At 44.4% G+C, this 13,050-nt stretch carries 12 protein-coding genes; 5 read left to right on the forward strand and 7 right to left on the reverse strand.

The features are described 5' to 3' along the window. The 4 genes from rsxC to ACO59Y_RS06210 all read right to left on the reverse strand — a co-directional run. Positions 1 to 1,925 (reverse strand): electron transport complex subunit RsxC (gene rsxC / locus ACO59Y_RS06195; protein ID WP_486131591.1); only part of this gene is annotated, 1,925 nt, incomplete at its 3' end. Between the two features lies 1 nt (position 1,926). Next, the gene (gene rsxB, locus ACO59Y_RS06200; RefSeq protein WP_486131593.1) at positions 1,927 to 2,508 is read right to left on the reverse strand and encodes an electron transport complex subunit RsxB; all 582 of its coding nucleotides are present in this window, start codon (positions 2,506 to 2,508) and stop codon (positions 1,927 to 1,929) included. A 79-nt stretch (positions 2,509 to 2,587) separates the two neighbouring features. Beyond that, positions 2,588 to 3,169, reverse strand: a complete 582-nt coding sequence (rsxA, locus tag ACO59Y_RS06205; RefSeq protein WP_373602793.1) for an electron transport complex subunit RsxA — start codon at positions 3,167 to 3,169, stop codon at positions 2,588 to 2,590. 274 nt (positions 3,170 to 3,443) lie between these two features. Next, positions 3,444 to 4,847, reverse strand: coding sequence for an MATE family efflux transporter (locus tag ACO59Y_RS06210; RefSeq protein ID WP_486131595.1), 1,404 nt, complete (start codon positions 4,845 to 4,847; stop codon positions 3,444 to 3,446). A gap of 44 nt (positions 4,848 to 4,891) precedes the next feature. Between ACO59Y_RS06210 and ACO59Y_RS06215 the strand changes: the two genes are divergently transcribed. Continuing rightward, on the forward strand, positions 4,892 to 5,503 hold the full coding sequence (locus ACO59Y_RS06215) for a riboflavin synthase subunit alpha (protein WP_486131597.1): 612 nt from the start codon (positions 4,892 to 4,894) through the stop codon (positions 5,501 to 5,503). A gap of 208 nt (positions 5,504 to 5,711) precedes the next feature. Here the strand turns inward: ACO59Y_RS06215 and ACO59Y_RS06220 are convergent, their stop codons facing one another. Then, positions 5,712 to 6,317, reverse strand: a complete 606-nt coding sequence (locus ACO59Y_RS06220; protein WP_486131599.1) for a DedA family protein — start codon at positions 6,315 to 6,317, stop codon at positions 5,712 to 5,714. Between the two features lie 210 nt (positions 6,318 to 6,527). Here ACO59Y_RS06220 and rplY point away from each other — a divergent pair, with 210 nt between their 5' ends. The 4 genes from rplY (at position 6,528) to folC (ending at position 9,940) form a co-directional block, all read left to right on the forward strand. After that, on the forward strand, positions 6,528 to 6,815 hold the full coding sequence (rplY, locus tag ACO59Y_RS06225; RefSeq protein ID WP_486131601.1) for a 50S ribosomal protein L25: 288 nt from the start codon (positions 6,528 to 6,530) through the stop codon (positions 6,813 to 6,815). A 68-nt stretch (positions 6,816 to 6,883) separates the two neighbouring features. After that, the gene (gene truA, locus ACO59Y_RS06230; RefSeq protein ID WP_486131603.1) at positions 6,884 to 7,678 is read left to right on the forward strand and encodes a tRNA pseudouridine(38-40) synthase TruA; all 795 of its coding nucleotides are present in this window, start codon (positions 6,884 to 6,886) and stop codon (positions 7,676 to 7,678) included. A gap of 65 nt (positions 7,679 to 7,743) precedes the next feature. Beyond that, positions 7,744 to 8,634, forward strand: coding sequence for an acetyl-CoA carboxylase, carboxyltransferase subunit beta (gene accD / locus ACO59Y_RS06235; protein WP_486131605.1), 891 nt, complete (start codon positions 7,744 to 7,746; stop codon positions 8,632 to 8,634). A gap of 1 nt (position 8,635) precedes the next feature. Next, on the forward strand, positions 8,636 to 9,940 hold the full coding sequence (gene folC / locus ACO59Y_RS06240) for a bifunctional tetrahydrofolate synthase/dihydrofolate synthase (RefSeq protein WP_486131607.1): 1,305 nt from the start codon (positions 8,636 to 8,638) through the stop codon (positions 9,938 to 9,940). Between the two features lie 38 nt (positions 9,941 to 9,978). Here folC and yccS read toward each other — a convergent pair whose 3' ends face one another. Next, on the reverse strand, positions 9,979 to 12,117 hold the full coding sequence (yccS, locus tag ACO59Y_RS06245) for a YccS family putative transporter (protein WP_486131609.1): 2,139 nt from the start codon (positions 12,115 to 12,117) through the stop codon (positions 9,979 to 9,981). Between the two features lie 114 nt (positions 12,118 to 12,231). Beyond that, on the reverse strand, positions 12,232 to 12,903 hold the full coding sequence (locus ACO59Y_RS06250; protein WP_486131611.1) for a curli polymerization inhibitor CsgI-related protein: 672 nt from the start codon (positions 12,901 to 12,903) through the stop codon (positions 12,232 to 12,234). Positions 12,904 to 13,050 lie beyond the last annotated feature (147 nt).

The raw sequence follows: 13,050 nt of genomic DNA on the forward strand, positions 1-13,050 counted from the left end.
GCAGCTTCGGCGTTATTGAAGGTTGAATTTAGCACCGCATTGGAGGCTTCTGCCGCTTGGTTTTGTTCAGCTTGAACTATTGGGCTTTGCGCTGCTTTTTTGGCTTTTGCGCGAGCAATTGCGGCAGCAACAGCTGCTTTTTTCGGGTCAAGCGTCGTCGGTTTTTCCTCAACTGCAGGCGTTTTTTCAACGGCGGCTTCGGCGTTATTGAAGGTTGAATTTAGCACCGCATTGGAGGCTTCTGCCACTTGGTTTTGTTCTTTTTGACTTTGTGCTTGTTGACGGGCAAGCCGGCGGGCTTGACGTTGCGCCATTAAATCGGTGTTATCCGGTAATAGTTCGCCTTTGGCAGAAGTGATAGTTTTTGCCTGAACCGTTTCATTTAATTCACTGGACTTTCTCGCTTTTAAGCGTTCGAGTGCGGCTTTCACCGGATCTTCACCTCGGCTTTTCGCCAATTCTTCACGACGCGCTTCGGCTGCCCGTTGCGAGCGTGCTTTGCGTTCTTGTTCTTCACGTTCCATACGGGCTTGTTTAGCTTCAAAGCGAATTTTCGCTTCCTCGGCTTTTTTTTGTTTTTCTTTAATTTGCCAAATTTTCGCCTTTTCTTGGCGGAAATATTGAATTAACGGAATGTGGCTTGGGCAAACATAAGCGCATACGCCGCATTCGATACAATCTTTTAATGCATATTCTTCCGATTTTTGGTGATCTTCGCTGCGCGCGAACCAATACAGTTGCTGTGGCATAAGATTGACCGGACAGGCATCAGAGCAGCTGGAACAGCGAATACAGGCTTGCTCCGGCGCCGGTTCGGCATATTCGAGATGATCGGGTGCGAGCAGGCAGTTTACAATTTTTGTCACCGGCGCAGTCAGATTCGGTAATTCCAAGCCCATCATCGGGCCGCCGGCAAACACCGGAAAACCTTCGTCGAATTGATAACCAACGTGGGTGAGTGCATGAAAAATCGGCGTGCCAAGGCGTATCCAATAATTGCCTTTTTGTTGAATTTTGTTGCCGGTTAGCGTGACTACGCGTTCAATTAGCGGTTCATCATCAATAATTGCTCTTTTTATGGCGAATGCGGTGCCAACATTGTGCATCAGCACACCGATGCTTGACGAACGCGCGCCGCTCGGGACTTCCATACCGGTAAGCAGATAAATGAGTTGTTTTGCCGCACCGGACGGATATTTGGTCGGGATTATGCGTACATCAATGTCGTTGGCGCCGCGCAGTGCATTATGGATAGCGTTAATGGCTTCTGGCTTGTTATCTTCGATGGCAATCACGACTTTTTCCGGACGTAAAATATAACGAAGAATACGACTGCCTTCGATAATTTCAGCCGCGCGTTCCTGCATTAGGCGATCGTCGCAAGTGATGTAAGGTTCGCACTCGGCGCCATTAATAATCAACAATTTGGTTTGTTGCCCGGCGGAATGAATTTTGGCCGCTGTAGGGAATACCGCACCGCCCAAACCCGCCACACCGGCGAGGTAAATTTTTTCGATTAATTGTTGTGGCGACAGCGAGAGAAAATCTTCAATCGGTTGTCGCGCAATCCATTGATCCAGACCGTCCGCTTGTAAATGCACGGTTGGTTCTTCCAAGCCGGACGGATGAGCAGCGGCATAAGGCGCAATGGCTTTAATCACACCGGAAGTCGGTGCGTGCACCGGCAACATACGTAAGCCGTCGCCTTGGGTTAAGGGCTGTCCTTTATAAACATAATCGCCGACTTTGACTAACAAATTCCCTGCGCTGCCCGCGTGTTGTTTGAGCGGAATATAAAAATCCGTGCCAAGTGGCAGCGTTTGTAGCGGTTGATGAGCAGATTGAGATTTCATATCGGGCGGGTGAATGCCGCCTTTGAAGTCCCACAATTTGCCGGAATTAAAACGAGATAATACGTCCGTCATTTTATTTCCCCACCACTAATTTTTTCTCGGTTTCGGTAACGTTCACCACAGGAATGACTAATTTTGCATCGAATTTCCAATCCCAACTGTCAATTTCTTTTTTTACTGGGATCATCGAAATACAATCCGTCGGGCAAGGCGCGACACAGAGTTCACAGCCGGTGCAAAGATCCGGAATAATGGTGTGCATCATTTTGTTGCTGCCGATAATGGCGTCTACCGGACAGGCTTGAATACATTTGGTGCAGCCGATACACATATTTTCATCGATAAATGCCACCATTTCAGGCGGCTCTTCGATGCCGTCCATCGGCGGCACGTCAACGCCCATAATTTCGGCAATTTTCACCACCGTTGGTCGTCCGCCCGGAACACATTTTGTGATGATATCGCCATTAACAATAGCTTCAGCATAAGGTTTACAGCCGGGATAACCGCACTGACCGCACTGGCTTTGCGGTAATACGGCATCAATTTTTTCGGCAAGCGGATCGGCTTTCACTTTCAATTTTAGTGAAGCAAACCCTAAGATTGCCCCAAAAATCAAGGCGAGTAGGGTGATGACGATAAAAAGAGCGGTCATTATTGCTTATTTTTTCCTGAAAACTTTTGATAGAACCCGACAAATAAAATTAACAGAGTAATCGACATTAAAAGATAAATCATGCTTTGACCAAGCCCGCGAAGCCCATAAAGGCGAGGGACATTAAGCCCGCCGTGATTAAGGCAATGGAGGAACCACGAAATGTAAGCGGCACGTCGGCGGCAACCAAGCGTTCGCGCAACGCGGCAAACAGAACCAAAACGAGAGCAAAGCCAAGGGACGCGCCGAAACCGTAAATTACCGATTCCGTTAAATTGTGTGCCGAATTAACGTTTAACAAGGCTACGCCCAATACCGCGCAGTTGGTAGTGATTAAAGGCAAGAAAATGCCGAGCAAACGGTAAAGCGTCGGGCTGGTTTTGTTAATCACCATTTCGGTGAATTGCACCACTACGGCGATCACTAAAATAAACACGAGGGTGCGTAAAAATGTGGCGTTTAAAGGCAGCAAAATATAATGATCGACTAAATAGGAGCAAAGGGATGCTACGGTTAACACAAAGGTTGTTGCTAAGCCCATGCCGACGGCGGTTTCGATTTTTTTCGATACGCCCATGAAGGGGCAAAGCCCTAAAAATTTCACCAACACGAAATTGTTAATCAATGCGGTACCGATAATTAATAAAATATAATCTGTCATTGCAATCTGCCTTTTTTGTGAGGCCGTTATTATCCTTATTTATAAGGACGAGAACAATAAAAAATTTGGGGTAGAAGCGCTTAAATCAAGCGTTAGGCAGGTATTAAAAACAGCACCGCATTGAACTTTCAAAATAGCACCGCATTGAACTTTCAAAATAGCACCGCATTGAATTTTCAAAATAGCACCGCATTGAATTTTCAAAACGGTACTGAATTAAACGGGGTTGTTTTAGTCCGGTCGGTATGGCTTCTACGTGAAAATAACCTGTCGATTATTTCAATTTTTCCAATCGCGCCATTAGCACATCATCGCTTAAACTTTGAGTTTTGCGCATTCGGTAAAACAGCAGCAAAGCGGCAAAGGTGAGCGAGACGACAAAGGCGAGCCAAAACCCTTGAGCGCCGATGCTTGGCATCAGTAAATTCGTGCGGGCGAGGACGTAACCTAACGGAATCCCGATCACCCAATAGGAAAACAGCGTGATGTAGAGAATGACTTTGGTGTCTTTATAACCGCGTAACACGCCGCCAACGACCACTTGAACGGTGTCGGAGAACTGGTAAATCGCGGCAAGAAAAAGCAAGGTTGCGGCCATGCCGATTACGATTTCGTCTGTTACAAAAATCGCGGCAATTTGGTAACGATAGAAAATGGTGATGAACGCAGTGACAACGGTGAGCGTTAGGCCTAGCAGCAATGCGGCATAAGACAGCTTTTTCGCTTTTTCAGGCGCGCCCGCACCGAGTGCTTGACCGACTAAAATCGTCGTCGCCATGCCGATGGACATAGGGAACATAAAAATAAATGAGCTAGTATTCAGCGCAATTTGATGGCTTGCCACAATGTTCGCGCCCAACGGCGAAAGCAATAGGGCGGTAATGGCGAATAGCGCCACTTCACAACAAAGCGCGATGGCAATCGGTAAACCCAACTGAAGTAATTTTTTTAAGGTTGCTGCGTTCGGTTTTTCAATAATTTTGCTGAACACCTGCAATTTGCGTTCTTGTCGATTAAAGTAAGAGTAACCGATCATCATCAAGCACATTGACCAGTTCACGATCGCTGTAGCAATGCCGCAACCTACCGCACCGAAGGCCGGAAGCCCCAGTTTGCCGTAAATAAAAATATAGTTAAGCGGAATGTTCAGCATTAAACCGAGAAAGGTAATCACCATGGCCGGTTTGGTTTTTGCAATGCCGTCGTTTAAGCAGCGGAAGTTCATCAGTAATAAATAAGCCGGTAAGCCCCAAAGCATAGCGTGCAAATAATCTTGTGCAATATGCGCCATATGCGGTTCCATTTGCATAAAGCGTAGGGCGAAATCGCTGTAATAAATCAGTATGCCGAGCGGAATACAGCTCGCCAAAGCAATCCAAATGCCTTGCCGAATTTGGTGTGCAATGCGGTGCTGTTGGCCGGATCCGTTTAAATAAGATACCGTTGGCGGTAGTGCGAGCAATAAGCCGTGGCCGAATAATACGAGAGGCAGCCAAATGGAGGCGCCGACGGAAATCGCCGCCATATCGGTAGCGCTCACACGCCCCGCCATGATGGTATCCACCAAGCCCATGGAGTTTTGCGCAATTTGCGCCAATAAAATCGGCAGTGCAATTTTGATGAGTCTTTTAATATCGGCGTGATAAGACGACAGTTGGGAGAAAAGACGAAAATTCATAAATTTTGATATACTGTGCAAAAATTTTTTATTGAGGAAAATCTATGTTTAGCGGAATTGTACAAGGCGTGGCACCGATCCATTCCATTACGGAGAAGGCAGATTTTAGAACACAAGTGGTAAAATTACCACCCGAAATGCGCAAAGGATTAGCAATCGGCGCGTCTGTTGCGAATAACGGTGTTTGTTTAACGGTTACCGAAATCAACGATGATTTGGTCAGTTTTGATTTAATGCAAGAAACCTTGCGGATTACCAATCTCGGCGCATTAAAGGTGGGGGATTGGGTCAATATTGAGCGTGCGATGCAAATGGGAACGGAAATCGGTGGTCATATTTTATCCGGCCACGTGTATTGCACGGCGACCATTTCCAACATTATTGCTTCCGAAAATAATCGTCAAATCTGGTTTGAATTGCCGAATACCGAGGTGATGAAATATATTTTAACCAAAGGTTTTGTTGCGGTGGACGGTATTAGCTTGACTGTCGGTGAAGTACGCGGTAATCAATTTTGCGTTAATTTAATCCCTGAAACCTTGCAACGTACGTTAATGGGACAACGTAAGCTAGGCGACCGGGTAAATATCGAAATCGATTCACAAACTCAAGCAATTGTGGATACGGTGGAGCGTTATTTGGCTAATCGTACTTAATTTAGGTAAAAAATACGGTGGTTTTTTAAAAATCTACCGAAACTATGCCGCTATTACACAAAGCTAAAATGACCTCACAAAACAGCACCGCATTGAAGTGACTTTCAATGCGGTGCTGTTTTGTGATTCAAGCTTATACTTCACCGGGAGGGTTCCGTGCATTTGCTATTTAATACCGAAATCTAGCGTGTTTTTATGTGCTAAAAAACTAGCCTTGTTGTTTTTTCGATTTTTTCCATTTCCAAACCAAAAATAAGCCCAATAGGCCGATAAGCACATAAATCACCATTTGGCCTTTCTGGATTTGTTCATGCAACCAGTGCAGATTTTTTGCACCGAATTCGCCGAGGTAAACCCAAATCGGCACCGAGATAATGGCGGCACAGAAATCAATTAATACGAAACGGCTATAACTTACCCGACGCGTAATGCCGGAAACCATATAAATCGGGGCGCGCAGACCCGGCAAGAAACGCGCCACGAATAACACGCGGTTGCCATATTGAGCGAATTTATCGCGCACCATTTTTAAGCGTTTTAAGGTGACAATTTTTCTCATCGGGCGGAAACGCAAAATGCGTGTACCGTAAATACGGCCGAGCCAGTACATGCAAGAATCGCCGACAAGTACGCCGATCATACTGACCAATAACATTAAATGGGAATTGACGCTTTCAGGATAAAGCCCGGCGATTACGCCACCTGATACGAGCGTGATGTCTTCCGGAATCGGTACGCCGAAGCCGCAGATAATCAAAACGAAAAGTACGGCCCAGTAGCCGTAATCAGTAAAAAAACTAATCAGAAATTCCATTTTTTCCCGCTATTTTTAGTGAAATTTATTGCCAAAAATTGCGGATTATTCTAATCGTTTTAAGGGGGATTGCCTAGAAAAAGTTTGCTTTAATAAAGTCTATCCTTTATAATCCACGCCCTCAAAGTTGGTCTTTGAGTCTGTTTAGGAAAATTGCTGGGTCGCCTGCAATTTTTTAATTTTTAATCTTACTTAGAAGAGAACATTAAAATGGCATTTAAATTTAACGCTGAAGTTCGTACAGCGCAAGGTAAGGGTGCGAGCCGCCGCCTGCGTCATAACGGTCAAATTCCTGCAATCGTTTACGGCGGCAGCGAAGCACCGGTTTCAATCATCTTAAATCACGATGAATTAAACAATGCACAAGCTCAGGATGCTTTCTATTCTGACATCATCACTTTAGTGATCGAAGGTAAAGAAGTGGCTGTGAAAGTTCAAGCGATGCAACGCCACCCGTTCAAACCAAAATTGGTTCATATTGATTTTAAACGCGCTTAATTTTTTGCGTTAATAAGAAACACCAAAGATCATTCTTTGGTGTTTTTTTATGGAAAAAGAGGTGGAAAATGAAAATCGCGTTAGGCATTGAATATAACGGCCAACATTATTTCGGTTGGCAACGACAAGAAAAAGTGCGCAGTGTACAAGAAGAATTGGAAAAGGCGCTTTCCTTTGTGGCGGATGAAAAAGTTGATGTTTTTTGCGCGGGCAGGACTGATTCCGGTGTACACGGAACAGGACAGGTGGTGCATTTTAAAACTAATGCGGTGCGCTCGGATAAAGCTTGGGCATTCGGCACTAATGCGAATTTGCCCGATGACATTGCGGTAACTTGGGCAAAGGCGGTGAGCGATGAATTTCACGCCCGTTTTTCTGCTACAGCGCGCCGTTATCGTTATATTTTATATTGCAACAAATTACGTTCAGCGATTTTGTCGGCGGGCATCACTCATTGCCACTTGGATTTAGATGCCGACAAAATGCAACAGGCCGGTCGATTTTTATTGGGTGAGCACGATTTTTCCTCTTTCCGTGCGGCGCAATGCCAATCTAATACCCCTTGGCGCAATGTGCATCATTTAAATGTGATACGCCGAGACGCTTATATTATTGTGGATATTCAAGCCAATGCTTTCGTGCATCATATGGTGCGCAATATCGTCGGTAGTTTGATTGAAGTAGGCGCAGGCAACCAGCCGATTGAATGGATAAAATGGTTGCTTGAACAACGTGATCGCAAATTGGCGGCACCGACGGCAAAACCGGACGGGCTTTATTTAGTGGATGTGATTTATCCCGAAAAGTTTGAAATTCCCTCACATAAATTAGGGCCGCTTTTCTTACCGGATAATCTTGTCTGACTAGCAAGCCGAGTCGAATTGTGATTTAATACGCAGAATTTTTTAGTGGATAAACAGGTAAAAAAATGAGCTGGATTGACCGAATTTTTAGTAAAAACCCGTCTTCTTCAACACGTAAAGCGAACGTACCGGAAGGGGTTTGGACAAAATGCACTGCATGCGAACAAGTGCTTTATAGCGAAGAATTAAAACGTAATCTTTATGTGTGTCCGAAGTGCGGTCATCATATGCGAATCGATGCGCGCGAACGTCTTTTACATTTGTTGGACGAAGGCTCAAGCCACGAAATCGCTGCCGATTTAGAGCCGAAAGATATTTTAAAATTTAAAGATTTAAAAAAATATAAAGATCGCATTAGCACCGCACAAAAAGAAACCGGCGAAAAAGACGCACTAATTACGATGACCGGCACCCTTTATAATATGCCAGTCGTAGTTGCGGCCTCTAATTTTGCCTTTATGGGCGGTTCAATGGGTTCCGTAGTCGGTGCGAAATTTGTGAAAGCGGCGGAAAAAGCAATGGAATTAAATTGCCCGTTCGTTTGTTTTTCGGCCAGCGGCGGTGCGCGTATGCAAGAAGCGCTTTTCTCATTGATGCAAATGGCGAAAACCAGTGCGGTGCTCGCACGGATGCGCGAAAAAGGTGTGCCGTTTATTTCCGTATTAACCGATCCTACATTGGGCGGTGTTTCCGCCAGTTTCGCCATGTTAGGTGATTTGAATATCGCCGAACCAAAAGCCTTAATCGGTTTTGCCGGTCCGCGCGTGATTGAACAAACTGTTCGCGAAAAATTACCGGAAGGCTTCCAACGTAGCGAATTCTTATTAGAAAAAGGCGCGATCGATATGATCGTAAAACGTGGCGATATGCGTCGTACTTTGGCAAGCGTATTAAGCAAATTAACCAATCAACCTTCACCTTTTGCTGAGTCCGAATTTATTCAACATGAAGCATAATATGAATTTAAAAGCCACTTCGCCACTCGCTGAGTGGCTTTCTTATTTGGAAAACAGTCATTTTAAAGCCATTGATCTCGGCTTGGAACGAATTAAAAAAGTCGCGGCAAAACTCGATCTTTTAACACCGGCGCCTTATGTCATCACGGTGGGAGGAACCAACGGAAAAGGCACTACTTGCCGTTTGTTAGAAACAATCTTGCTTAATCATGGCTTACGCGTAGGCGTCTATTCATCACCGCATTTGTTGCGTTACAACGAACGCGTGCGTATTCAAAATCAGGATTTGCCCGATGAAGTGCATACGGCGTCTTTTGCCTTTATTGAACAAAATAGAACTGAATCGCTCACTTATTTTGAGTTTAGTACGCTTTCTGCGTTGCATTTATTTAAACAGGCAAATTTAGATGTGGTGATTCTCGAGGTGGGATTGGGCGGCCGTTTAGATGCGACGAATATTGTGGATAGTAATCTTGCGGTGATCACCAGTATTGATATTGATCATACGGATTTTCTCGGCGACACGCGCGACGCTATTGCTTTTGAAAAAGCCGGAATTTTCCGTGAAAATTGTCCGCTAGTGATTGGCGAACCGAATGTACCAAACAGTATGCTTGCACAAGCAGCACGTTTGCATTGCAAGGTTTCCCGCAGAGATGTGGATTGGTCGTTCCGACAAAATAACGAAAGTTGGCAATGGCAAAGCAGCAAAAAACGCTTGGAAAATCTTCCATTTTGTCAAATTCCGTTGATGAATGCGGGCACCGCATTGGCGGTGCTTGAGCAGCTGCCTTTTGATATTGGCGAACAAACCGTTCGTCAATCTTTGCAAGAAGTGGAACTTGTTGGACGCTTCCAAATGATTAAAGCGAATAAGCGGGAAAAACTCGCCTCTTTTGTCGCTAAAGATATAAAGACATTGCCGACGGTCATTATTGATGTGGGACACAATCCCCATGCCGCCACCTATTTAGCGGAAAAACTCAGCGCATTGAAAGCTCGAACTTCGGGCAAACTCATCGCCGTATGCGGGATGTTGAAAGATAAAGACGCAAGTGGCGTATTTAAGCAGCTTATGTCGTTAATCGATGAATGGCACTGCGTTACCCTAGACGGTTATCGCGGTCAATGCGGTGCTGATTTGTTAAGTAAACTCGTCAGCGTTTCCCCGACGGTTAAGGCTGTCGCCGAAAATTCCGTTATCGATGGCATAAAAGCCGCGTTAACCAACGCGTCTTCAAATGATATTGTTTTAGTATTTGGTTCGTTCCACACGGTTGCAGAATTTTGCCGAGTATTGGAATAGATCGAATAGCTTATTGCGAAAAGCAAACTTAATTGCGATTATTTTTCTTGATATTTTTGAAAATATTCGTAAATAGGCGGCAATAATTGCGCGATTAGATTCAGTTGCTGAAACGGAATCGCAAAAGCGGATTTTTCTTTAATTTGGCTTTCATTCCATTGAATTTCTTTTAAGCTTAATTCAATATTTTCTCGCAATTTAGCGAAGACTTCGGGCGAGAGTTTTTCGATATTTTCTAGCGCATAGATAATTTTTTTTGCGGTAGGATAGAAACCGGCGAGAAACTGCGCGGTTTGTTGGAGTTTCGTCATTCGATAACGGTAAGAACCGAGTGCGGAGATGTAACTCAATAACGAATAATTGATTTTTAATAAGTCAAAACCTTCTTGTAAATAAGCTTGATATTTTTGTGGTTCATTATTCATATTGGACAAAGTTGTGCTTAATGCCGCCGCGTATTGATGCGCATTACGGCGGGCGATACGATATTTCAAATCGTCGCTTTTACCGAATTGTAATTGAGCGATGATATGCAGCAAATATTGCGCATCGCTACGAATAGCTTGTCGGCTGACTTTGTCCAGTTGCAAATATTTCCAATCAGGCCATAGATAAGACACGGCAAACCAAGATATTGCGGTGCCGACTAAGGTGTCGAGCAGGCGCGGCAAGAGCGCGGTGGCAGCGCCGAAGCCCATGACGTCGAAACTGATTAACACTTGCAAGGTAATAAAGAATGTGGAAAAGCTGTAATTATTACTACGGAAGAAGAAAAACAGCGTGCAGGTGAGCACCATTAAACCCAGTTGCATTTCCAATGTTGGATTTAAATAAGGTAAGGATGAGCCGACCAATACGCCTAAAATTGTGCCGATAATACGTTGGCGTAAGCGGTTTTTAGTTGCTGAGTAGTTCGGTTGGCAGACGAAAACCGCGGTAAGCAAAATCCAGTAACCAAGATTGAATTGGAAAAATTCGACAATCGCGCAGCAAATAAACACTACAATCGAAAGTCGAACTGCATGACGAAAGAGCGGCGACTCAAGAGTAAAATTGCTCAAGATGACCGAGATGATATTTTTAAAACCGATGATTTGTTCGGTGTGGATTTGCGCGATTGGGTCATTTTCGCCGCCTTCTTGTTCCAACTGACGAAGTTGCCAGTTAATGCTTTGCAGATTATCCAGCAGCGTTTGAATAACTAATAATTGCTCGCTTTGCGCACAATGCCGGCTGTAAAGTTCAAAAGACTGCATGGTGCCGAGCATCGCTTTTTCGACCCGTTGATTATGTTGATAAGATCGATTTTCACGCAGTGCGGCTGCAATTTCACGGCACGCTTGGGCTTGCAGTTCAAGTAGGCGTTGAATGCGGAAAATCAGATCGGTATTTTTTAATTGTTCGGCGATTTGTTTGTAATCAAAATGGCTTGAATTGGCGCGTTCATGAATGTCTTGTGCGGTGAAATAATAGCGAATCATACGTCGCGTGCGAGGATGGCGATGCTGTCCACGAATACGGTAAAACAATGTCGTGCGCGCAAGGTTAAAAGCGCTAACTACGTTGGTGTTTTTCATCGCAAAGTTGAAATGTTTTTTTTCAATTTCATCGGTTTCGTCAGGATCAAAAAATTCCGATTTCGCATCCAAATATTCGCCCAAGGCGTAAAAGGCCTTTGCCACGCTTTCTTGCACCGGGCGATTGGGGAAAATCAGATATACGATAAGTGTAACCAAGCTGTAAAGCAGCGTACCGATAATGATCATCAGCGGATTGACATACCAATTTAGCACCGCATTGGGCGAGTAAGTCAGTGTGGTGTAAACGGCAATAACCAAGGTGCCGAAGGCAATGGTTTTGTAACGTTCGCCGATAGCACCAATCATCGTAAACAGGAAAGTGCCCAATGTCATTAAAATCAAGTAAGACAGAGCATGGCCGATATTAAGTTGCACGATGACGGCAGATAGCGTGAAAGCGATGAGTGTATAAAAAATATTTTTTAATCGACCGGTTAAACGATTATCCAAATCCACCAAACCACCGGCAATAATACCTAACACTAAAGGCATAGACTGATTGGAAATATCAAACCACCAAATGCCGAAAGCGGCGATGTTCACCGCAATAAAAACGGGAATAGCGGCAATGACTTTTGCGTTTAACCTGTGATTCATTTTGAGTCCTTAATGAAATAGAAAAAGTGAGCGACAAGGCTCACTTTTTTGTTCTGCTTTTTGTTCGATAAAGTGCGATTCGAAATCTAAAAGACGTTGATGGTGCTGATAAGCTTATTTGTGGGATTTTGCCCAGTTTAAGAAACGCGCTTGGGTTTCTTTGTCCGCTTGTTGGAACCAATATTGTAGTTGTTGTTCCGCTACGTTTTCACCTTGCACGACCACTTTATCTTTGGCGGCTTTACCGTTACTTGGTGTCATCGCCATCATTGGTGCGGACGGCATATTGGCAGTAGCAAAAGCAGCTACCGATGCAGTTGCGCCGGAGGCATTATAAGTTGCCAAATCGCTTACGATATTCGCTGAAGGAAATAACCCTTCTTGTTTTAAAATATCGATTTTGGCCGGAATTTCTTGGCCGGATGGGGTTTTGAGAGTAATTGACGGCGAGGTATTGAATTTTTCACCCTCTGCTTTAGAACGAATGGTCGGGGCAGAAATGATCACATCGTCCGCACTACCTTGGAAGGTGATGATAATTGGGCTGGATTCAAAGAGAGATTGGTTAGAGCCGCTGCTAATGATTTCTCCCACGCGCACAACGACTTGGTGAGTATCGGTGTCATTGATATTAAACGAATGAGTTTGTTTGAGAAGCGATTTGCTTGCTTTTTGCCCATCAATGGCTAAAAAGTCCATATTTGAGGACGTAGAAACCATACCGGCAAAACTTGCGCTACTAAGCAATAATGTTGCGATACCGAATGTAACGGCGCGTAATTTCATAATTACTCCTTTTATTTATGAATGAGAATCGCCGCCTATGCTATGCTAATTTTCAGAAAAATAAAATAGTAAAGTGCGGTTAAACCGAAAAACTTTTCGGTATTATGTAGCAGTTGCACAAAGTCCGAAAATTGACTAATTTACCGC

It is taken from the genome of Rodentibacter sp. (assembly GCF_057314195.1).